Origin of the sequence: Nocardiopsis sp. CNS-639 (genome assembly GCF_000381685.1) — a bacterium.
GTDB lineage: Bacteria > Actinomycetota > Actinomycetes > Streptosporangiales > Streptosporangiaceae > Nocardiopsis > Nocardiopsis dassonvillei.
Map to the genome: position 1 here is coordinate 25092 of NZ_KB906885.1, position 21985 is coordinate 47076.

General features: G+C 68.5%; 18 protein-coding genes. 9 read left to right on the top strand and 9 right to left on the bottom strand.

What is annotated here, in order from left to right; all coding sequences use genetic code 11:
* The first annotated feature begins 47 nt into the window (after window positions 1-47).
* Window positions 48-1151, top strand: coding sequence for an alpha/beta hydrolase (locus G011_RS0127510; protein ID WP_231391611.1), 1104 nt, complete (start codon window positions 48-50; stop codon window positions 1149-1151).
* 95 nt (window positions 1152-1246) lie between these two features.
* Here the strand turns inward: G011_RS0127510 and G011_RS0127515 are convergent, their stop codons facing one another.
* Window positions 1247-2110, bottom strand: a complete 864-nt coding sequence (locus tag G011_RS0127515; RefSeq protein WP_026338723.1) for a LuxR C-terminal-related transcriptional regulator — start codon at window positions 2108-2110, stop codon at window positions 1247-1249.
* Between the two features lie 148 nt (window positions 2111-2258).
* On the opposite strand from G011_RS0127515, the gene G011_RS0127520 reads away from it, so the two are divergent.
* The 4 genes from G011_RS0127520 to G011_RS0127535 all read left to right on the top strand — a co-directional run bounded on the left by G011_RS0127520 (window position 2259) and on the right by G011_RS0127535 (window position 10010).
* Window positions 2259-3899, top strand: coding sequence for an AMP-binding protein (locus G011_RS0127520; RefSeq protein ID WP_019611285.1), 1641 nt, complete (start codon window positions 2259-2261; stop codon window positions 3897-3899).
* A gap of 473 nt (window positions 3900-4372) precedes the next feature.
* Window positions 4373-5596 (top strand): serine hydrolase domain-containing protein, encoded by a 1224-nt coding sequence (locus G011_RS30380; protein WP_019611286.1) that lies wholly within the window; start codon window positions 4373-4375, stop codon window positions 5594-5596.
* Window positions 5597-5872: 276 nt separating this feature from the next.
* The gene (locus tag G011_RS0127530) at window positions 5873-8299 is read left to right on the top strand and encodes a glycoside hydrolase family 2 TIM barrel-domain containing protein (RefSeq protein ID WP_019611287.1); all 2427 of its coding nucleotides are present in this window, start codon (window positions 5873-5875) and stop codon (window positions 8297-8299) included.
* A gap of 280 nt (window positions 8300-8579) precedes the next feature.
* Complete coding sequence (locus tag G011_RS0127535) at window positions 8580-10010, top strand: MFS transporter (RefSeq protein WP_026338724.1); 1431 nt, start codon at window positions 8580-8582, stop codon at window positions 10008-10010.
* A 135-nt stretch (window positions 10011-10145) separates the two neighbouring features.
* Here G011_RS0127535 and G011_RS0127540 read toward each other — a convergent pair whose 3' ends face one another.
* From G011_RS0127540 to G011_RS0127560, 5 genes are all read right to left on the bottom strand, one after another.
* Window positions 10146-11105 (bottom strand): LacI family DNA-binding transcriptional regulator, encoded by a 960-nt coding sequence (locus G011_RS0127540; RefSeq protein ID WP_019611289.1) that lies wholly within the window; start codon window positions 11103-11105, stop codon window positions 10146-10148.
* Between the two features lie 406 nt (window positions 11106-11511).
* Window positions 11512-12297 (bottom strand): IclR family transcriptional regulator, encoded by a 786-nt coding sequence (locus tag G011_RS0127545; protein WP_019611290.1) that lies wholly within the window; start codon window positions 12295-12297, stop codon window positions 11512-11514.
* A 215-nt stretch (window positions 12298-12512) separates the two neighbouring features.
* On the bottom strand, window positions 12513-13526 hold the full coding sequence (locus tag G011_RS0127550) for a zinc-binding dehydrogenase (RefSeq protein ID WP_019611291.1): 1014 nt from the start codon (window positions 13524-13526) through the stop codon (window positions 12513-12515).
* A gap of 9 nt (window positions 13527-13535) precedes the next feature.
* Complete coding sequence (locus G011_RS0127555) at window positions 13536-14396, bottom strand: fumarylacetoacetate hydrolase family protein (RefSeq protein WP_019611292.1); 861 nt, start codon at window positions 14394-14396, stop codon at window positions 13536-13538.
* 26 nt (window positions 14397-14422) lie between these two features.
* On the bottom strand, window positions 14423-15316 hold the full coding sequence (locus tag G011_RS0127560; RefSeq protein ID WP_019611293.1) for an SMP-30/gluconolactonase/LRE family protein: 894 nt from the start codon (window positions 15314-15316) through the stop codon (window positions 14423-14425).
* A 292-nt stretch (window positions 15317-15608) separates the two neighbouring features.
* On the opposite strand from G011_RS0127560, the gene G011_RS0127565 reads away from it, so the two are divergent.
* Window positions 15609-17324, top strand: a complete 1716-nt coding sequence (locus G011_RS0127565; RefSeq protein WP_019611294.1) for a dihydroxy-acid dehydratase — start codon at window positions 15609-15611, stop codon at window positions 17322-17324.
* 20 nt (window positions 17325-17344) lie between these two features.
* Window positions 17345-18028, top strand: coding sequence for an SDR family NAD(P)-dependent oxidoreductase (locus G011_RS0127570; protein WP_026338726.1), 684 nt, complete (start codon window positions 17345-17347; stop codon window positions 18026-18028).
* Between the two features lie 292 nt (window positions 18029-18320).
* Here the strand turns inward: G011_RS0127570 and G011_RS0127575 are convergent, their stop codons facing one another.
* The 3 genes from G011_RS0127575 to G011_RS32820 are packed head-to-tail and all read right to left on the bottom strand — an operon-like array spanning window position 18321 to window position 20604.
* Window positions 18321-19478 carry a pectin acetylesterase-family hydrolase gene (locus G011_RS0127575; protein ID WP_155979856.1) on the bottom strand — a complete coding sequence of 386 codons (1158 nt, stop codon included), beginning with the start codon at window positions 19476-19478 and terminating at the stop codon, window positions 18321-18323.
* Window positions 19479-19522: 44 nt separating this feature from the next.
* Window positions 19523-20485 carry an alpha/beta hydrolase gene (locus G011_RS0127580; RefSeq protein WP_019611297.1) on the bottom strand — a complete coding sequence of 321 codons (963 nt, stop codon included), beginning with the start codon at window positions 20483-20485 and terminating at the stop codon, window positions 19523-19525.
* Window positions 20482-20604 carry a hypothetical protein gene (locus tag G011_RS32820; protein WP_255342167.1) on the bottom strand — a complete coding sequence of 41 codons (123 nt, stop codon included), beginning with the start codon at window positions 20602-20604 and terminating at the stop codon, window positions 20482-20484. The genes G011_RS0127580 and G011_RS32820 overlap by 4 nt, the downstream gene beginning before the upstream one ends.
* A gap of 158 nt (window positions 20605-20762) precedes the next feature.
* Here G011_RS32820 and G011_RS0127590 point away from each other — a divergent pair, with 158 nt between their 5' ends.
* Entirely contained in the window at window positions 20763-21278 is a 516-nt protein-coding gene (locus G011_RS0127590; protein WP_019611299.1) for a TetR/AcrR family transcriptional regulator, read from the top strand.
* A gap of 420 nt (window positions 21279-21698) precedes the next feature.
* On the top strand, window positions 21699-21985 hold a 287-nt coding region (locus G011_RS31510; protein ID WP_155979858.1), incomplete at its 3' end, for a helix-turn-helix domain-containing protein.

Sequence of the window (21985 nt, forward strand, 5' to 3'; positions counted from 1 at the left end):
GCCGGCTGCGGCGGGCCATGGCCGCGGTCTGTTGGTCTCTCGCGGGATTGACACTCCTACTGGCCGTCGGGACGTTCGTGTGGCAGGCTCCGGTGATCGGGCTGGTGGGCTCCATCGGGGGGCACGTGCCCGGCTGGTTGACCGTCCTCGCGCTTCTCGGGTTCCTGGCCGGGGTGGGAGCGTGGTCGCTTCACCGGTCTAAAGCGCTCGGCATCGGGGTCGTGGTCTGCGCCGTCTGCGCCGTCTTCGGCGGGAACGTCATAGCCGACCAGCGGGCAGCCCTCCACGCGGAGGATGTCAGCACACAGGCCGGTGATTTCTTCGGTCCGTTCCTGAGCGGTGGAAAGGGCCCGGACGAGGTCGTCGAGTACGGGCCCGTCGACGGGCGTTCGATCCGCATGGGTGTGTACCTGCCCGTCGAACCAGGTGAGCACGCACCCGTCGTGGTGCATGTCCACGGCGGCGGGTTCACCTCCGGCGACGTGGACAGCGACACCGCGCTGGCACGCCATCTCACCGACCGGGGCTACGTCGTGTTCACCCCCACCTACACCCTGGCCACGGACCGGACCGCGACCTGGGACATCGCACCCAAGGAGATCGTCTGCGCCCTGGCCACCGTGAACGGCCTCGCCGACGAGTACGGCGGCGACCCCTCCCGGCTCTACGTCACCGGAAGCTCCGCCGGCGGAAACCTCGCCCCGATGGCCGCGAACCTCGCCACCGACGGCCAGGACCTCGGCGCGGATTGCGGGCCCCTGCCGCAGGTCACCGCGGTCGCGGTCAGTATCGCCGCCACCGATCCGGGCTTCGCCGAGGGCAACCCCTACGCGATCAGCGGCGACCTCTCCCGCGACCTTGCCGAGGCCTACACCGGCGGCACTCCCGAGGAGGTTCCCGAAAGGTACGCCGCCGTCAACGCCGCGAACACCCTGACGGCCACCTCACCGCCCACCCTCCTGGTGTACGGCGAGAACGACTGGCTCGTTCCCGCCCAGGCCTCCCTCTCCTACGCGCAGCGCGCACGCGCCCTCGGGGTGGATGTGCGGGTGGTCGGCGTCCCCTGGACCGGACACCTCATCGGTCTCAGCGGCGCGGGCGGCAGGATGATCGCCGAAGGCACCGCTCACTGGTTCGCCACCCATCGGTGACCGCCCGGCCGTGCACCCGTGTCCGCAGGCATTCCACGGACGGCCGGGACGTGGAGGGCGCGCGTTCCCTGGTCGATCACGCTTCGACACGGACTCTAGGGCAGCAGGCCCCGGCGGCGCGCGGTGACCACCGCCTCGAACCGCGTGCGGGCATCGAGTTTGCGCATGACGCTGCGCAGGTAGGCCTTGACGGTCTCCGGACGCAGTGAGAGCCGTGATGCCGTTTCGGCGTTGGTGCATCCCAGGGCGACCTGGGCCAGCACGTCGGTCTCCCGTGCCGACAAGGGGGAGGGTGTCTCCGGCGGCTGCGTCGCCCACAGCCCGGACAGGCGCCGTGAGGCCTCCAGAACCCTGTCACGGAGTGCGTCGTCGTGCACGGCTCGGGCGATGGCGCGCAGTTCCGCGTGCACTTCCCTGAGCTCCTCGACCCGGCCGCGGTACGGACTCCGGTGGGGGGCGGTCTCCGAGGCCAGGAGCAGTTCCAGGCGCCGGTCCACTTCGTCCCGCAGGGAGAACTCCTTCGACAGGTCCCGGGAGGCGTCGATCATCACGTCGATCGCCCTGGCCCCTACCGGAGCCGGGCCACGGGTCGCCCCGTACAGCACTCCGCGTACCGAGCCGGACACGACCACGGGAACCGCGACGACGGACCGGATGCCCTCCGCGAGCACCGGTGTGTCGTACTCATGGGTGATGGAGGTGTCCGAGCCGTAGTTCGCCACGGCGAGCGGGCGGCGCGACACCAGGACGTGTCCGCCCAGACCGGCCGACGGGAGCACGGGCAGCCCGCGCAGTCCCCTCGTCCTGACCCCGATGTGCTGGGTCAGGTGCAGAACCTCCTCCCGGACCGGTCCGCCGAAGGCGAGGGGGAGTTCCAGGCGGTCGCGGGCCGAACGCAGGGCCTGCCGGAAAGCGGCCCCATCGTCCGGACGCATCGATGTCTCCGGAACGGGGCTCATGGTTCTTACCCCTTTCCGGGGGTGGTCGGCCTGCGGCTTGCTGCGGAGTATAGGTCGCCCGTCCGCGCCGCACCGAGGCGGAGACGGTGTCAGAAAGGGGTCGAACATGACCAGGGCAAGCCGATCCGTCCATGAGCAGGGAGGGCCCGTGGTGCAGGACAGGGTCCGAGAGCTGCTGTCCCGTTTCGACTCGCCGCAGGCGTGTGCGGCGGACCTGCTGTGCGACCGGCACCCGGACGACTCCGTCGCCTTCACCGTCGTCGAGGAGGACCTGACCGCCCGCGACCTCACCTTCGGTGAGCTCCGCCGTGACTCCGCGCGTTTGGCCGCCGCACTGGCAGACATGGGGGTCGCCCCCGGCGACGCCGTCGCTGTCCTCATGGGGAAGTCCGCCGACCTGGTCGTGGCCCTGCTGGGAATCTGGCGCCGCGGCGCGGTGAACGTGCCGTTGTTCACCGCCTTTGCCCCACCGGCCATCGCGCTGCGTCTGGAGGCCGCCGCGGTGAAGGCCGTCATCGTCGATGCCGACCAGCGGCACAAGCTGGCCCCCGGCGAGGACATACCGGCCGACGCCCCGTGGCGGGTCGTGGTCGCGGGATGTGAACCGGAGAAGGGCGAACTTTCGTTCGGCCGTCTGCTCGACGCCTTCAGCGGGGACGAGCCGGAAGGCCGAGCGGTCGTCCGGGGAGGGGACGGGGAACTGGTCCGGCTGTTCACCTCCGGCACCACGGGGACCCCCAAGGGAGTGCCTGTCCCGGTGAAGGCGCTGGCCTCGTTCCAGGCCTATCTGGAGTACGGCCTGGACGTCCGCTCCGACGACGTCTACTGGAACGCCGCCGATCCGGGTTGGGCGTACGGCCTCTACTACGCGATCCTCGCTCCGCTGGCCGCGGGCGTCCGCAGCCTGCTGTTCCGCTCGGGTTTCTCTCCGGCGTCGACCTGGCGGGTCATGCGTGAATTCGGCGTCACCAACTTCACCGCGGCCCCCACCGTCTACCGCAGCCTGCGCAGCGGGCCGGACGCCGTCCCCGAGGGCCTGCGGCTGCGCGTCGCCTCCTCCGCGGGGGAGCCGCTCACGCCCGAGGTCATCGACTGGGCCGAGCGATCGCTCGGTGTCCCCGTGCGCGACCACTACGGCCAGACCGAACACGGCATGGTCATCGCCAACGGGTGGGCGGATACCGTGCGGTCCCCGGTCCGCCCGGGGTCCATGGGCAGGCCGCTGCCCGGGTGGTCGGCGCAGGTCCTGCACGATGAGCGGGACGAGCCCGTCGCCGAGGGCACGGTCGGCCGACTGGCGATCAGGGTGGCCGAGAGCCCGTTGATGTGGTTCACCGGTTACGCCGACGCCCCGGACAGGACCGCGGAGCGCTTCTCCGCGGACGGCCGGTGGTACATCACCGGTGACGCCGGGCTCCGGAACAAGGACGGAGACTTCTTCTTCGCCTCCCGGGACGACGACCTCATCATCATGGCCGGATACCGCATCGGCCCCTTCGAGATCGAGAGCGTCCTGTTGCAGAACGACCAGGTGGTCGACGCGGCGGTCGTGGGAGTGCCCGACGCCCTCAGGGGTGAAGTGGTCGAAGCCTTCGTCGTCCTGCGCCCGGGAACGGTCGGCGATGACGCACTCGCAACGGAACTGCAGCTGCTGGTCAAGTCCCGGTTGGCCGCACACGCCTATCCGCGCACGGTCCACTTCACCGATCAACTGCCGAAGACCCCCAGCGGAAAGGTCCAACGTTTCGTCCTGCGCGAGCGGCGCCGTGAGGAGCGGGGCGGACGCTGACGCCTCTGCTCGGGCAGAGTGCCTCGGGCGACCCTTCCGGGACGCCCTTCCCGCCGCCACAGAGATGACCGCGCCCGGCTTCGTCCGACGGAGCCGGGCGCGGCCCGGTCCCCACGTGATCTCGGCAGACAGCCGTACCGACGAGACACCTGAAGATTGTCGCCGCTGATCTCTTGTGCTCCGTCCGATCGACGATTACGTTACTTACAGGTTTCACTTGTACGTATAAGTAGAAGCCTCGCGGCTCTGTTCACACGGTTGTCCCAGAAGTGCTACCGCATCCGGGGGAGCCGGAGCCGCCCATCTCGGAAACCCTTGAGCGCAGATCATCCGGTCAAGGTCTCCGCGTCCGTGATTAAAACGTTCGTATCGCCGAGGGTCCGCGCCTCGGGGCTCCGGTATCGCCGCTCGTCTTCGCGAACACCTACCGGTTCCGTGATACCCCGGCCAAGCCCTGACGGAAGGAATGTCCAGTGAACAGCTCAGGTACGCCGAGCAGCGGCGGCCGAGAGGCGACACACACGCGGGAGTGGATCCCCGACGATCTCGGGGGGACGTTCGACGAGCGGTTCCGGCCGGTGGTGGCGGCGTTCGCCGCGACCGTGTCCGAACCGGACGCCGGAGGCGCCGCGCTCTCGATCCGGCACCGCGGCACCGAAGTGGTGAACGTCTGGCGGGGAACGGCGGACGCCCGGGACGGTCGTGCATGGGATGCCCGGACGCCCGCGGTGCTGTTCTCCTCCACGAAGGGCCTGGCGTCGCTGGTGGTCGCGTGGCTGGCCGAACAGGGCCGAATCGACCTGGAGCGGTCGGTCGCGTCCTACTGGCCGGAGTTCGGTGTCCACGGCAAGGACTCCCTCACGGTGGGGGACCTGATGGCGCACCGGGCCGGCCTGATCGCGCCGGACACCGATACCGAACTGGAAGAGGTCCTGAACGGCCGTGCTTTCGCCGAGCGCCTGGCCCGCCAGCGCCCCCGGTGGACGCCGGGTGAAGCCCACCTGTACCACGGGATCACCTGGGGGCCTCTGGTACGGGAAGTAGTGCTGCGGGCGACGGGGAGCGATCTGCCGGACCTCTTCCGGGAGGTGTTCGGGTCCGCGCCTCCGGCCGATGTGACCCTGCGGGCGACCGATGAGGAGCTGAGCCGGGTCGCCCACATCTCCACGTCGGCGGCCTATGAGGCGCTCAACGCCAAGCTGGCCGAACTGGTGTCCGACGACGAGTCCATGCGCTTCCTCACGGCCGGTGGCGCGTTCCCGCTGGGATTCGTCACGGAGGACGGCGGATTCAACGACCCCCGGGTGCTCAAGTCGGGTCTGGTGAGCGCGGCGGGCATCGGAACGGCGTCGGCACTCGCGCGGATCTGGTCGTCGGTGGTGACCCCCACCAACGGGCTTCGCCCGCTCGCCGAACTCGGTATCGCCCTGCTCACCCGCGAGCGCAGCAGCGGCCCCGGCGTCACCGATGCCGATGGTCCCGGTCCGTTCCACCGCTGGGGGGCCGGGGTCCAACTGTCCTCACCAGCGCTGCCCCTGCTGACCGAGGAGTCGTTCGGCCATGACGGCGCCGGAGGCCAGGCCGGGTTCGCCGACCCGCGCCACCGGATCGGATTCGGTTACCTCACCAATCGTATGGAACCCGCGAGCTCCGTCCCACGGGTCGTCGATGCGCTGCGGTCCGTTCTGGACGACTGATCCGGCGAGCACTCGAAGAAAGGGCACCGAGAGTGTCGGACCACGCCACCATGGCCCCCTCGAAGCGAGACCGGGCACCGTACTCCCGGTGTACGGCCGGGCGGCGAGGGCGGGCCGGAGCGCTCCCGTGACACCCCGGCCGCCCTCCTCCCACGACGGACCTCCGGGGCGCATCGTCGTCGCACCGCCCCGACCCGTCGTCCGCCGCAGGCGAGGGGCCCCACTCCGAGGGGCGAAGGGCGACCGCCGCACCCCATCCGAAAGGAGCAGTAACCGATGAAGCGCGTGTCGTTCAACGACGGCTGGGAGTTCCGGCCGAAGGCCGACCAGTTCGCAGAGGTGTCCGGGCAGGCCGGTGCCCACCGCCCGGTCGCCGTACCCCATGACGCCATGCTGGAACAGCAGCGTACCCCTGCGGCGGGAGGAGCCGGGGCCTACTTCCCGGGCGGCGCCTACGAGTACCGCAAGAGGTTCCCCGCCCCCACCGGGGACGACGGCCGATGCGTCCTCGTCGAGTTCGAAGGCGTGTACCGGGACGCCATGGTCTACGTCAACGGTGCCCACGTGGCACAGCGCCCCTCGGGGTACGCGCAGTTCCGTGCCGATGTCGGGCCGTACCTGCACCACGGGGCGATGAACGAGATCCGCGTCGAGGCCCGTACCCACCAGGACTCCCGCTGGTACACCGGCGCGGGTTTGTACCGGGACACCTGGCTGCTGACCGGCGGACCGGTGAGGATCGCCCCGGAGGGCGTCCGCATCACCACCGTGGAAGCGGACCGGGAACGGGCGGTCGTAGAGGTCGCCGTCCGGATCGACAGCGATGAGAGCCTGCTGCGAACCGTCCGCCTGGGAACGGAGATCACCGACCCCGACGGCCGCGTCGTCGCCCGGACCGCCTCACCGGTCACCGTGGAACCCGGTCGGCACGCGGTCGCCCGCCAACGGCTCTACGTGACCGGACCCCGGCTGTGGGGCCCCGGCAGCCCCGAGCTCTACACCGCGACGGTGACCCTGGACGACGGCGCCGACACCGAGCACACCGCCTTCGGCATCCGCACCCTGCAACTCGACCCCGACCACGGACTCCGCATCAACGGTACGCCGGTGAAGCTCCGCGGCGCCTGCGTCCACCACGACAACGGACCGCTCGGGGCCGCGACCCACGCACGCGCCGAGGAACGCCGCGTGGAGCTGCTCAAGGAGGCCGGCTTCAACGCGATCCGGATGTCCCACCACCCCATGAGCAGCTCCATGCTCCGGGCGTGCGACCGGCTCGGCATGCTCGTCGTCGACGAGGCCTTCGACATGTGGACGTCCGCCAAATCGCCCTTCGACTACAGCCTGTACTTCACCGAATGGTGGGAACGCGACCTGGAGGCGATGGTCGCCAAGGACTACAACCACCCCAGCGTCATCATGTACTCCATCGGCAACGAGATCCCCGAGACGGGCTCACCCGCTGGGGCCGTCTGGGGCCGTCGCCTGGCGGAGAAGGTCCGCACCCTCGACTCCGGCCGCTTCGTCACCAACGGAATCAACACCGCCCTGGCCGTCATGGCCGACCTGGCCGCCATGAAGGAGAAGGAATCCGGGGAACGGCCCGAGGACAACGGTGGAATCAACACCTTCATGGCCGACCCCGCGGCGAGACTGGAGAAACTCGCCACCTCCGAGCTGGTCACCCGAAAGACCGAGGAGTCCTTCTCCGTCCTCGACATCGCCGGTATGAACTACGCCGAGGCCAGGTACGAACTCGACCGGACCCTGTTCCCCGGCCGCATCATCCTCGGCACCGAGACCTTCCCCACCCACATCGACAGGATCTGGGACCTCGTCCACGAGCACGACCACGTGATCGGTGATTTCACCTGGATCGGCTGGGACTACCTCGGAGAGGTCGGCATCGGACGCCCGCAGTACCGCGCGCCCGGCCGTCCCCCGCAGGAATTCGTCGCACCCCATCCCCACCTCACCGCGGACTGCGGCGACCTCGATATCACCGGCCACCGCCGCCCGGCCTCCTACTACCGGGAGATCGTGTTCGGCCTCCGCACCGCCCCCTACCTCGCCGTGCAGCCGCCACAGCACCACGGTGAGGCCTTCTCCGGCACTCCGTGGGCATGGAGCGACGTCCTCGCCTCTTGGACATGGCCGGGCTTCGAGAACGCCCCCGTCACCATCGAGGTCTACGGGGCCGCGGACGAGGTCGAACTGTTCGTCAACGGACGGTCCCAGGGACGTCGGCCACTGGAGTCCTTCCGTGCCGGATTCGAGGCCGTCTACGAGCCGGGTGAGGTGCTCGCCGTCACCTACACCGGCGGCGCCGAGACCGGGCGTCACACCCTGCGCACCTCCGGGGACCCGGAGCGGTTGCACGCCCAAGCCGACCGGCAGGTGATCGCCGCCGTCGGCGGCGACCTCGCCTATGTCTCCCTCACACTCACGGACTCGAGGGGGGAGTGCCATCCGGCCTCCGACCGCCCCGTCCGCGTCGAAGTATCCGGTGACGGAGAACTGGCGGGCTTCGCCAGTGCACTCCCCTCGACGGACGAGCGATTCGACTCCCACGAGCGCCGCACCTACCGGGGGAGGGCCCTCGCGGTACTGCGCCCCACCGGGCCGGGCGAGATCCGGATGACGGCCTCGGCGCAGGACTGCGGTACGGCGACGGTCCGCGTTTCCGTAGAGGAGGGACGGTGAATGCCGCTGCCGCCGTGCCCGCGGTGACCACCGCGGGCACGGACGACTCCCCGCCCTGCGCACTCCCCGTCAGGCCACGCAGCCCGTACGGGGGTGAGGACGCCACCGAACAGACGTCCCTTCTCACCGCGCCTGTCAGTGGCCGTTTGAAGCGACCGTGCTCCACCGCCGGCGAAGGAACGGCGAGGAGCTGACACAGGAGTTCGCGGACACCACGCGGCGCTCCGCCTGCACACACCGACCCATCCCCCCTGTACGGGCTCTCACAGGAGTTCTGGCCATGACCACAGCACGACCGCCCCGCTCCGAGCACATCGCCGAACCATCGGTTCCGGGAACCTCGATGACCTACCTCGGCGGTCGGCCGTTCCGCCGCTACCTGCTCGTCTACATCCTGGCGATGGCGGCCATCACCGCTGTCAACGGTGCCATTGGTGCCATTCTGCTGCCGCTGCAGGTCCAGGACATCGAGTTCGCCAACTGGTTCACGGGGGCCGACGCGGGTGCGGACCTGCAGCACCTGAACGACCTCAAGGCCCAGGTCGAAGCGGGCACGGCGACGGCGACCGAACAGCAGCAACACCAGCTCGACCTGCTTGCCTCCTACGAGGCGGCGCGGGCCGGAAACCTGTCGATCATCACCGGTGTCGGCGCCATCGCCATGATGGTCATCCAGCCCCTCGTCGGCCTCTTCTCCGACCGCACCCGCTCCCCCTGGGGGCGGCGCGCGCCGTGGATCGCCGCGGGCAGCGTGCTCGCGGCCGCCCTCCTGGTGGGGGTGCGCTTCTCCACCGGCATCGGCCTGTTGATCGCCGTCTGGGCGCTCGTGCAACTCATGCTCAACGCCGCCCAGGGGGCGTTGAACACCACCGTCCCCGACCGGGTCCCCCAGAACAAGCTCGGCACCACCTCGGCCGTGTCCGGGATCGGCACCCTGCTCGGTGTCATGGTCGGTGCGGTCGGGGCCGGAGCGCTGTTCGACATCATGGGGTTCGCCGCCTACTACCCCTTCGCCCTGGCACTGGCGGTGACGGGAGTCCTGTTCGTGCTGGTCGCACGGGACCGCTCCTCGGCCGATCTGCAGGTCCCCGAAGTCGGCTGGGCGGGGCTGCTGAAGTCCTACCTGATCCCCCTGCGCTCCGCCGACTTCCGCTGGGTCTGGCTCTGCGGCCTCGCCGTGATGCTGAGCTACGGCGCCTCCAACGCCTTCAACCTCTACATGATGCAGAGCTACATCCAGCCGGCCCTCAGCACTGAGGAGGCACTCCGACTGATCCCCGTCATGACCGCGGCCGTCATACCGGGAACCGTCATCTCGATGCTCGTCACCGGAACGTGGTCCGACCGGGTGGGGCGCCGCAAGCCCTTCGTCATCTCCGCCTCCGCACTGTTCGCCGTCTCCATGGCGGTGCCGCTGCTCTGGCCCACGCTCGAGTCCCTGATCATCCAGAACGTCCTCGGCGGCATCGCCGCCGGATGCTACCTCGCGGTCGACCGGGCACTGATGATCGACGTACTGCCCGACCGGAAGGCCGTCGGCCGCGACCTGGGGGTGGGCACCACCGGGATCAATCTCGGGCAGGCGGTCGGCCCCCTCATCGCGGGCCAGCTCGTGGCCCTCACCGGCGGATACGCGTCGGTCTGGGTGCTCTCGCTGGTGGCGGCACTGATCGGCGCCCTGGCCATCTTCCCCGTCAGGAAGGTCAAGTGACCGGTTGAGGACACGGTCCTCCCCGGCCCGCTGACGGGACGCACCGGTCCGGTGAGTCCGCCGGAGACCCAGAAGGACAGGACATCGGACGTTTTCACCCGTCCGCCATGTTACATCCGCACCAGCACGGGGAACTCAGGCGGAGCTCCTCACCACCACGGTGGCGGACTCACCCCGTAGGCGGTGGATATCGGCAAGGGAGTCACGGGGCCGCAGGACGGCCTGCGCCAACTCGCCCGCGACCGTTTCCATATGCTGGTCGACAGTGGTGAGCGGGGGCTCTGCGAACCGGGCGACCGGGATGTCGTCCACTCCGATGACCGCGAGGTCCACAGGCGCCGTCCACCCCTCTCCACGCATTCCCGCCAGGAGTGCGAAGGCCATCTCGTCGTTGAAGGCGCAGACTCCCGTCACACCCTCGGAGCGCCAGGCCCGGACCGCCGCGGCGGCCGCACCGGCGTCGGCCTCGACCGCCCGCACGACGGGCTGTTCGAGGCCCAGCTCGGCGCAGACGTCCTCCACACCCTGAGAACGCAGTTCATGGAAAGCGCTCAGCCTGGTGTCGAGCGGTGCGGCGTAACCGATCCGCCGGTGTCCGGCGGATACCAGGTGATGGGCCTGCAATCGGCCGACACGGTTCTGGGACCGGCCGAGCGCATCGTGGCCGGTTTCCCCGGGCTCACGACGCCATGCGTTGATCACCTGGATGCCGGCGCTCTCCATGCGTTCGCGGCGCTCGCTACTGACGGGGGCGAGCACGACCACGGTCCGGGGCACCAGGTCGGCCCACAGGGAGCCGTCCGAGCTCTCGTCGTCGATCCGGGTCACGACGTTGAGCCCATGCCGTTGGAGGACTTGGGTGAGCCGTTCGATCAGTTCGATCGCCGTGTGGCCCAAAGGCATGTCCGCGAGAAGGAGCAGCACCGTGTCGCTGCGCCCTGTCCGAAGAGTCCGGGCCGCTACGGAAGGCCGGTAACCGAGCTTCTCAACCGCGGTGAGGATGCGCTGCCGGGTCGCCGCGGAGATCTTCTGATGGGGCACGTTGTTCAGAACGTAGCTGACGGTGGTCTGGGAGACGCCTGCCTCCCGGGCCACGTCCGTGGCTGTGACGCCTCTCCGCCGTGCCACCCGGGCCTCCCAACGCGCCGTGCCCCTACAGCACTGAATCGTAACAGTGGCGACGACGAAGGCTCCCCGGCCCGGAGAAGCCGGAGAGCGGGCACTCCACCACCAGAGCAGTTCCAGCCTCGGTCGGAGGTGGTGTTCGTGCGGGCAGGCTGTCCGGGGTATCTGGCGGGAAGTGCGGAGAATGGCGCTGGAGCACTACCGAGCGCGCGGGACGTAATGCCCGCAGAGGCGGTCGGAGCCGTCTCCGACCCTGCCCTGCCGTGGATCAACGGGACCTTTCCGCACGACGGCCGAGCAGGCTGGTGCCGCCGGTGGATATGCCGTCCGCAATCGGCATCAGGACGGCTTTCCGTCTCGACGGTGGCCCAGCGGCTCAACCAGCAGTCCGGGGACCGCCCTCGACGATGCCGATGATCGTCGGCACCTCCTGGACGAGGTCGGCGAGGGGAAGCCGGAAGGCGAGGGCGCTCACGCTCACCGCTCCGCTGGCCGCGGCGCCCGGGACCGGATAGACCGGAACGGCCACACAGTTGACGCCGACCTCGTTCTCCTGGTCGTCAACGGCGAAGCCGCGCTCGCGGACGAGCTGGAGCTCGCTCCAGAGCCGTCCCATGTCCGTGATGGTCTGCGGTGTGCGCTCGTCGAGGGGCTCTGTGCCGAGCAGCTCCCGCAACTCCGCCTCACTGTCGACGTGGCGGCTCAGGAGGAGCTTGCCCACCGCCGTTCGGTAGGCGGGGTTCCGTCCGCCCACCACGGAGGTCAGCCGTACCGCACCGCCCGGGGGGTCGGTCTTCGCCCGATAGACGACCTCGGCGCCGTCGAGCACCGCATAGTGGGCCGTTTCGCCGTAGCGCTGTGAGAGCTCCTCCAGGATCGGCGTGATGAGCATGGTCTCGGGCCGCTCCGCGAAGTTGCGGAACGCCAGCCGGAAGAACTCGTCCCCGAGCGCATAGGTTCCGCGTCTGATCTGTGTCGCGAGCCCGACCTTCCGGAGCGACGTCAGCGCACGGTGCACGGTCGGCTTGGGGCTCCTCATCACCTGTGCCAGCTCGTCGAGGGTCGTTCCCTGCGGGTGGCCTCCCAGCTCGATGAGTACCGCGAGCACCCGGTCCGCACCGACGACACGCGACTCATCGCGGCCCGCCTCCGGTGTCACCACGACACTCCTCCCGATCCGACTATCGGCATGGTAGTCCGATATCGGGAAGAAGGCGTGGCGGACAGCTGGATCGGGTGCATCTCGGGCGCGCGCATATCTTCGGCGCGAACGAGAGAACAGAGGGCTTCGGGCATGGATGAGAGCCCCATGCGGTTCCTCCCGTCATCTGTCTCCATGGACTGGGGCCGTACAGGGGGCGGCCCCGGCACTGCGGGTCAGACGCGGGGATCGAAGTGGATCTTCGGGCCCGCCCCCGCACCCTCCGGTCGGGCACCGGAGAGCACGGAGGGCGCCTGTTCCAGACCCACGGTGGCGGCGACCAACGGACGTGCGTCGACCGAGCCGTCCGCGTAGGCGTCGATGGTCCCGCCCAGCCCGGCCGATGCTCCCAGAACGCCGACGGCCGTGACGTCCCTGAGCACGAGATCGCGGGTGTCGATACTGCTCGGGGTTCCCGCGAGGCCCACGTAGACGACCCGTCGGCCCGGCTCGACCAGGTCCAGCGCCAGGCCCGGCAGTCGAGGAGAGTTGGAGGCGTCCACGACCGCCTCCCAGACCAGGGACGGCAAGGAGTCCCGTGTCCAGACCCCGGTGAAACCCAGCTCCCCGGCCACGCGCATCTGGTCCTCGTCACGGCCCATGAGATGGACATCGATGCCCTGGGCGCGGGCGAACAGGGCGGTCAGCAACCCCAAGGTGCCCGTGCCCAGGACCAGCATGCGCTCACCACGGGTGAGACCGGCGGCGCGCACGGACCTCAGCGCGTTGCCGCCGGGCTCCACGAGGGCGCCCGAGGTCGCGTCCACCGCGTCGGGCAGGGAGTGCAGAGCCGAGGCGGGGACGGCGATCTGTTCGGCCAGGGCTCCCGGGAACCCGCCGCGCACCCCGATTTCCGCCCGGTCCGCGCACACATGGTGCCGACCGGACCGGCAGGCGCGGCAGCGGCCGCAACCGAGCATGGTGTCGCCCGTGACACGGCGGCCCAGCCACCCGGGATCGGCTCCGTCGCCGAGGGCGGTCACCGTTCCACACCACTCGTGCCCCGGACGCAGCGGATACCGCGCCTCGCCCGTGTGCAGGTAGCTCATCCGCCCGGTGAACAGTTCGACGTCGGTTCCGCAGACCCCCACCCGCTCGACGTCCACGACCACCTGGCCGACGGCCGGACTGGGAGGTTCGACCTCGTGCACGGCCGCCCTGCCGGGGCCCGTGATGACCAGGGCTCGCATCGGTGCCCCCTACCTGGGACCGACGACGCGCTGACACTGCGTGCCCAGCCCGGAGATACCGAGCTCCATGACGTCGCCCGGCCTGAGCCACACCGGCGGGTCGAAACCCATGCCCACGCCCGGGGGAGTACCGGTGTTGATGAGGTCTCCGGGTTCCAGGACCATGAACCGGCTCAGGTAGTGCACGATGAAGAGCGGGTCGAAGATCATCGTCCTGGTGTTGCCGTCCTGGCGACGGACCCCGTTCAGGTCCAGCCACATGTGCAGGTCGCCGGGGTCTTCGACGGCGTCCGGGGTGACCAGCCAGGGGCCCGCCGGATTGAAGGTCTCGGCGGACTTGCCCTTGGCCCACTGGCCGCCGCGCTCCAGCTGGAAGGACCGCTCACTGACGTCGTTGACCACGAGGTAGCCCGCGATGGCCTCGGCCGCCTCCTCCACGGAGTCGAGGTAGGAGGTGCGTCGGCCGATGACGATCCCGAGCTCGACCTCCCAGTCGGGCTTGGTGGCCCCCCGGGGGATGCGCACGTCGTCGTTGGGTCCGACGAGGGTGTTGGGCGACTTGGTGAACAGGATCGGCTCGTCGGGCACGGCCTGCCCGGTCTCGGCGGCGTGGTCGCTGTAGTTCAGGCCGATGCACAGGATCTGGTGGGGCCGGGCGATGGGCGGGCCGATGCGCTCGCCCTTGAAGGGGAGCACATCGCCTGCGGAGGCCCGCCGGGCGACCTCTTCGGCGATCAGGGCGGTGCCGCCCGCGCCGAAGAACCTCTCGTCGAAGTCGGAGGTGAGGTCGCTGACATCGACATATGTGGATTCGTCGATGCGGACGACGGGCTTCTCCGCGCCGGGGGCTCCGATGCGCATGAGGTGCACGGTGTTCTCCTTGGTGTCGGAAGGGGTTACGGGGTGCTCGGAACCCAGTAAGGGGTGGGGAGCCCGCGCACGCCCGGGCGCGCGGTGAACAGGCGACCCGAGTCGGGAGATTCGTCCAGGTCGCGGGGGGAGAGGTCATGAGTCGCGGTGGTGATGACCAGGATGTCCAGGTCGGGTCCGGCGAAGGTGACACTCGACGTGTGCGGGGCGTCGACCGCGACGGTGGAGAGGACCTCGCCACCGGGAGCGCGGCGTTCGATGCGGCCGCGTCCCCATACCGCGATCCAGAGGTTGCCCTCTGCGTCCACGCACATGCCGTCGGGGAAGCCGTCCTCGACGGTGAACAGCCGCTCGCGCGGACCGGTGGCACCGGTGGCGGGGTCGTAGTCACGGCCCCACACGGTGCCCGGCACGGTGTCGATGCTGTAGAAGCGGGTCCCCCGGGGACTCCAGGCCAGTCCGTTGGACAGGTTCAGATCCGTGTCGAGGAGGACGGGGCCGTCCGCCCCCAGGCGGGCCAGGACTTCTTCGCCCGTGCGGTCGTCATCGGCCAGGCTGCCGACGAGGAACCGCCCGGCCGGGTCGACGGCGCCGTCGTTGAGCCTGCTGTCCGCACCGGAGTCCAGGACCCGGGCGATGCCGGTGCGGCGGCCGTCAGCACGGACCCGGGTGAGGGTCGACCGCTCGGCAACGATGAGGTCGCCGTCCGCGGAGGTGGCGACCGCTCCGACGGTGCCCTCGAAGCGGTGTACGCCCGTCGCCGTGATGCGGCCGCTGTCGGGGTCGAGCCGCCCTTCGATGATCTCGCCCGCGGTGATGTCGACCCAGAGCAGCCGGTCCCGGGCGGAGTCCCATACCGGTCCCTCGCCGAGCGCGTACCGGCCCTCGGAGGCCGGTACAGCGGTTGCAACACTGGTCACTGGGCGGTGTCCCTTCCCATGGTGCTCTCGCGGATCGCGGGCAGGTCGTCGGTCGGCCGCGGCCGGGACGGCCGGTACCGGGTCGGATCCCACAAGCCGCCCCCCTGTGGTCGCTTGGTACCGACGCGGGAGGACGGGGGAGTAGTCCGGTGATATTCCGAAAGTTAGACCATCATTCCAAAAAATGGAAGAGGGCCGTCCTCGGGGTTTCCCCGGGGGTCGTTCGCGAGTAATCTATCGCTGCGTTTCCTTAGGTGGATCGTATTTCCAATAATCGGAAAAGGAGGGTGTGATGGTGGCTCGACGTAGTTCCCAGTGGTACTCCGGCGACGGTCGCAACGCCTACATCCACCGCGCATGGATGCGCCGGGGGCTGCCCGACCACGTGTTCGACGGGCGGCCGCACATCGCCATCGCCAACACCGCTTCCGCCCTGACACCGTGCAACGCGCACCTCGACGAGGTGGCCCGCAGCGTCGAGAACGGTGTCTACGAGGCGGGGGGCATCCCCTTGGACCTTCCCGTGATCTCCCTGGGGGAGACCCAGGTCAGGCCGACCGCCATGCTCTGGCGCAACATGGCGGCCATGGCGACCGAGGAGATGCTGCGCGCCAATCCGGTCGACGGGGTTGTTCTCCTCGGCGGATGCGACAAGACCATCCCCGCCCTCCTCATGGCGGCGGCCTCCGTGGACCTACCGGCCGTCGTCGTTCCGGGCGGACCCATGCTGACGGGAACCTTCCGCGGCGCACCGCTCGGGTGCGGCACCGACGTGTGGAAGCTGAGCGAGGAGGTCCGCGCAGGCACCCTCTCCGGGGAGGACTTCCTGCGCTCGGAGTCCTCCATGATTCGCAGCCGGGGACACTGCAACACCATGGGCACCGCTTCCACCATGGGCCTGCTCGCCGAGGTCCTCGGTATGACACTGCCCGGCGTGGCCGGCACACCCGCCCCCGACAGCCGACTGCTCGAGGCGGCGCACGGGACCGGTCGGCTCGTGGTGGAGATGGTGGAGGCCGACCGCCGCCCGAGCACCGTGCTCACCCGCGCGTCCTTCCTCAACGCCATCGTCGCACTCGCCGCGCTGGGGGGCTCCACCAACGCCGTCGTCCACCTCCTCGCGATCGCCGGACGGCTGGGCCTGGACCTGACCCAGGAGGACTTCGACAGGACCGGCTCCGACGTGCCGCTCCTGGTCGACCTGCTGCCCGCCGGGCGCTTCCTCATGGACGACCTGTACCGGGCCGGCGGCCTGCACGCGGTGCTCAACGAGATCCGCGACCTGCTCGATCCCACGGCTGTCGCCGTCACGGGCCGCCCTCTGGTCGACCACATCGACGGAGCCCGCGTCCATGACCGCGAGGTGATCAGGCCCCGGGCCGAACCCCTTCTACCGAACGCCGGAATCGCCGTGCTGCACGGCAACCTCGCACCTGACGGAGCGGTGATCAAGCCGGCGGCCGCCTCACCCCACCTGCTCCGCCACCGCGGCCCCGCCATCGTGTTCGACTCGATCGAGGACATGCGCGCCCGGATCGATGAACCGGACCTGGAGGTCACGGCGGACTCGGTGCTGATCCTCCGCGGCTGCGGGCCCAAGGGCTACCCGGGCATGCCCGAGGTCGCCAACATGCCTCTGCCCTCCAAACTCCTGGCACAGGGAGTCCGGGACATGGTCCGCATCTGTGACGGGCGCATGAGCGGTACCGCCTACGGCACCGTCGTTCTGCACGTGGCCCCCGAAGCCGCGGCCGGAGGCCCTCTGGCACGGGTGCGCACCGGGGACACCGTCGTCCTCGATGTCGAGAAGCGATCCCTGTTCGTGGACGTCCCCGACGACGAACTCGACGCGCGCGCCCCCTCGCCCGAGCTCATGCGCGCCTGCGCCTCCCCCGAACGCGGCTGGGAGCGCCTCTACGTCGACACGGTCAACCAGGCCGACACGGGAGCCGACCTCGACTTCCTCACCGGCTCCAGCGGCGACCGGGTCGATCGCGAATCACACTGACCCCCTCTGAGAAGGACACCATGAACGCGTATCGAACCGCCCTCGTGACCGGTGGCAGCAGTGGGTTGGGCAAGGCCGCAGCCGCCCGTTTGAAGCAGGAGGGGATCACCGTCCTCACCCTCGACATTGCCGACGACGCGGACCTGGTCGTCGATGTCACCGATACCACCGCGGTGCAGGCCGCGGCGGACCAGGTCGGTGCGGTGGACATCCTCGTCAACTCCGCGGGCATCGTCGGCCCCAACGTTCCGCTCTGGGAGGTTCCGCCCCAGGCATGGGAGCGAACGTTCGCGGTGAACGTCCGCGGCACGTTCAACACCTGCCGTGCGTTCGTCCCCGCCATGCGAAAGCGCGGCTGGGGGCGGGTCGTCAACATCGCGAGCATGGCGGGCAAGGACGGCAACCCGAACATGTCGCCCTACTCGGCGTCCAAAGCCGCCGTCATCGCGCTGACCAAGTCCCTGGGCAAGGAACTCGCCACCAGCGGCGTACTGGTGAACACCGTCGTTCCCGCCGTGGTCGCGACCCCGATGAACGCGGCAACGAGCCCCGAGGCGCTGGCCCACATCACCGGCCTCATCCCCATGGGCAGGGTCGGCCGCGCGGAGGAGGTCTCCGAGCTCATCGCCTGGCTCGCGTCGGACAAGGTCAGCTTCTCCACCGGCGCCGTCTACGACATCAGCGGAGGTCGGGCGACCTACTGACCGGATACCCTCCGGGCTCCCGACACGAAACACCTCTTGTGCCCAGTGTTGGAGTCTCCGGTGTGTCGGGATCGCCTTTTGCCACCCGACACGTCCGGTGGTGCCCAACGGAGCGGCCACCGCCGATCGTTCGGTTCCTGCACATCCGCATGATCACAGCGGCGGCCGTCTCAGGGTGTGTCACGTCAAGGGTGCGACTATCTTCCCAGTCAATGGCGTTGCTGCGGTCACCCGGCCGTCGAAGGTCGGCTCGAAGGCGTTCAGCGCACACCATCGGCGTGCGGAGTCCGGTTCAGCGGAGCAGGTCGAGACCGTGGTCCTCGAGGGTGCCGTTGACGGCGTTGCTGATCCACTGGGCGGGGGTGATGTCGCCGAGATCCTCGCTGAAGGAGGTCAGGAGCAGCATCGTGTGTTGTGTGAGCCCGCTGTCGAGGGGAGCGCCGTCGAAGACGTAGAACGCGACGTGAGGCGAGACCTGGCGGAGCCGGTCTATGAAGGCGCGGAGTGTGCGGGTGTACTCGTTGCCTCCGGCGGCGGTCTTGTCGAGCGTTCCGGTGTCGAAGTACGCCTGGACTTCGACGAGCGATTCGTCGCGGGTGGACGAGGAGAACAGGATCTTGACGTCCGGGTGTTCCTCCGCGAGGGCGGTGAGGGCGTCGAGGGTGATGTTGTCGGTGGTGAGCCGATCCGTGATCTCTTGCGGGGTGTGCCACACATCGGTGGCGATGCCGCGCCAGTCGTCGTTGAGCAGGAGCGCACTATCGACGGCGACGGTGACGTTGTCAGTGTCGGGGAAGTAGCCCATCACGTGGTCGGAGAGCAGCGCGGTGGCGAAACCGCCGGCGGAGTACCCGGCGACGAGGAGCTTGTCCGGGGTGCCGATGTGTGCGCGTACGGCGTTCATGACGAGGTCGAGGTTGGTGTAGCCGACGTGGTGGAGGGTGCCGGGCTCGCCGTCGGGGTTGTCGAAGTCGAAGTCGCCGGCGCCGGAATGGAAGTCCCCGGTGCTGTAGGGCAGGTTGATGATCGTCCAGTCCGCGAACGGATTCGCCTCGGTCTCGCTGCCCAGGCTGAGGCGGGCCAGGATGTCCCCGCCCGTCTCGGTGTTGAAGTACTGGTGATCCGTGCTCGCCGCGGTTTCAGCGTTGACGCTGACCCCGCCGCCGTTGAACAGCACCATCACGTTGTTCGAGGTCCCCAGGCGGAAGATTCCGTGGTAGGGATCGCCCAGTGCGGACCGGGCCCCGTCGGGATACACGCCGTACCAGGTGCCCGCGTCGGGTTTGTCGGGCAGGTGTGGGAACGTCTCTTTCTGAGCTGCTTTGAACGCCCAGAACACACCGCCGACCGCGACCAGGACCACGGTCACCATCGCGCTCAACCAGATGGTGATCCTGCGCCGCTTCCTCTGTCGCGGCGTCTTGGACGGGCGTGTTCGCTCGGTACTCACAGTGTCCTTCTTCGTATCGTGCTGCGGTTTGATCTGTTGTCGTGTCAGCCGAGGGGGGCGTACCGGTCGAGATATTCGTCGAACTTCACGCCCAGTTGCTCACCCATCTCGGGATCCCGGTTCAGCGCGTGACCGGAGTCGGGGAAGATCAACGCGTCATAGGGGACATCGTTCTCCGCCAGGACGCCCGGGAGGTCTTGGCTCGCGGCGTAGGGGGCGACCTTGTCGAGCTCCCCGTAGGCGAGGAGAGTGGGCGGTGCGTCAGGGGTGACGAGCATCAGCGGCGACACGGGCTTCAGGTACTGTTCGTAGTCACCTGAGCGCATCATGTCCGGCGTGACCTGCTCGCCGGTGATGATGGAGACGAATCCGGCCCCCGCCTCAGCGGTGTCGTCCGAGGCGTAGCCATCATCGAAGCCGAACCACGCGGCCGGTTCGAACGACGCCGGACCGACCAGCGAAATGACCGCCTCGACCGGAACCGGCGCGTCGGCGGCATCCCGGTAGGCGTACGTCAGCGCGAGATTCCCGCCCGCGGAGCCCCCACCGATGACCATCCCGTCGAGGTCGTACCCGCGCTCCGTCGCTGTGGCGACAATCGCATCCACACCCTCATCTATCTCATGAGTCATCTCCATGACGTTCGTCTGATTCGTGTCAGAGCGCAGCGAGTAGTTGATCGTCGCGGCGACATAGCCCTTCGCGGCGAACGACTGCGCGATCGCCGCGTCATCGGCCTTGTCCCCACCGGTGAATCCACCCGCGTGGATATAGAGAACGAGTTTCGTTGCGTTCGCTTTGTCAGCGGGTAGGTACAGGTCGAATCTGTTCAGCGGGCCGTCCGCGTAGGCGAGGTCTGTCTCGATCGTCCACATCGAATCGTCCCATTCGACGTCCTCGATGCCCGCGAAGTTCTGATTCGAGAGGATGTTCACGGCTATGCCGCCCGTGAACGCCACGACGAAGGTCATCATGTAGACCAGGCCCCACAGCAGCTTCTTTATCACGAGAAAGTCCTTCCGCCGAGTAGGAAATCCAAACCGAGGTTGAAGGTCAACCATCCGGTCGTGCCCCCCACGATCACGATGGCCGCGATGATGATCGCGCGTTTCTGCCAGGTCTTCACTTTCCCGGTCCCAATCATTTCTCGTCCTCGAAGGTCGGACGCCATGCGCTTCGGCTGTCGGAGGCGCGCGCGAAATGCCCGATGTTACAATCGTAACAAGCTGGCGCTGTTGGACGCACACAGTGGCGAAAAATGATACAAAAACGCGGAGATGTAACATGCCAGGCCCCAGAAAAGACACCCATGTCAAACGCCAGATCCGCGCATCGCTCCTCTCCCTCCTTGCTGACCGGGAGCTCAAGGAGATCCCGATCGGGCAGATCACCGGCCGTGCCGGGGTCAGCCGGGTGTCGTTCTACCGCAACTACGCAACGAAAGAAGACATCCTCCGCGAGCACATCAGGCTGCTGTTCGCAGACTGGACACGTGACTTCGACCAGCAAGGCGGAGGAGGTGACGACGGGCTTCTCGGGCATCTATTTGCTCATCTCAACGAACACCGAGAATTCTACCTGCTTCTCAGTCGACGCTCCCTGTTTCCCTTGCTCCACGAGTTTCTTGATGGCATTGTCGGCCCCAAGCCCGAATACCCCAACTTCGGAGCCTATCTCGCGGCGTTCTTCTCGTATGGACTATACGGCTGGATCAAAGAATGGTTCGATCGCGGAATGGTCGAATCTGCAGATGAGATGCTCATTTGGCTGAAGGGCCGTGGCAATTACTCGTCCAAGTGACTTGGCTGCCGCGCGAATATTTGGCCGCTAGTGAGGCCGGAAATCTCGCTTTGATAAGGATTTCCATGGTTCCTGGTGTGTTCCAGGGAGGAGTGTCTAGCGCATTGCCTTGGTGATGGTATCCCATGCCCACCTGGCCTTCCTGGATGCCCAGCTCACGCGGCCTTCGGGTCGACGGGTGAACCTGTCGGGGTTGGCGGCCCGGAACGCCTCAATGGCCAGCACGTGACTGCCTTGAACCACGTGCACGTTGCCGATGTGCACCGTGAAAGTTGTGTGCAGTTCAATTCCGGAGGGGCTGTGATCGTGGTTGAAATACCGGAAGAACCTGCGGGCAAGCAGGGCTTTTGAGATGAGCTCTTACTGAGTTTTTCGTTAGTTGTGTGGGTACGGAAAGCTCAGTCGTGTGAGCATGGCGGTATGCCCCCGCGAGTCGAACCCGACACCCCCACTGAACCCGTCCCGCCGCTGACCCGCCCGCAACTGGCCGAAGCCCGACGGATGCGTGCGGTCGAACTCCTGGACCAAGGCCACTCCCAGGCCCAGATCGCCCGCATGCTCGGGGTCACACCTGAGAGCGTGCGGCGCTGGCAACGTCGGATGGACCAGGGCGGAACCGCGGCGCTGCGCCGCCGCCCGCCCACCGGACGACCTCGCAAGCTCACCGATGCGCAGGTGGAACAGATCCGCGAGGCCTTGGAGGAGGG